The organism is Corallococcus praedator (genome assembly GCF_003612125.1).
GTDB lineage: Bacteria > Myxococcota > Myxococcia > Myxococcales > Myxococcaceae > Corallococcus > Corallococcus praedator.
The window spans coordinates 1-385 of the sequence record NZ_RAWI01001452.1 but is presented as its reverse complement, the minus strand read 5'-3'; the positions used below and the strand labels follow the sequence as shown (position 1 = coordinate 385).

Here is a 385-nt window from a genome sequence, read left to right as displayed (position 1 = left end):
TCGCCGCCTCGCGCACTGGCGAGCGCCAGTAGGCAGAGGGCGGAAATGAGGCTAAAGGCTTTCACCAGGAACGAGCGGTTCGAGACGTTCCGTTTGCACCCAGCCGCGCACCGCTCCATTCAAATCCACATAGCTCCAGGCGCCGCGCGGGGAAAGCACATCGACCGTCGCGCCCTGCGGCAGCGAGAGAACGGGCGTCGAATTGTTGGACGGCGTGGAGAGCATTTCGGCTCCCTCCTTCGCAACCACCAACGCCGGTTCCTTCATCGTCATGCGCGCATCCGCCAGCCAGCCGGAGGCGACGATGACTCCGCCCAAAATCAGACCCAGCACCGCCAGTGCATTCACGGCGACGCGACGACGCGGGACTTTCAAGGCCAGCAAC

The 385-nt window shown here is 64.4% G+C and carries 1 protein-coding gene; it reads right to left on the bottom strand.

The genetic code is table 11. The features are described from left to right. Positions 1-51 precede the first annotated feature (51 nt). The coding region (locus D7Y13_RS46785) for an SH3 domain-containing protein (protein ID WP_158626284.1) at positions 52-385 on the bottom strand (334 nt) is incomplete at its 5' end.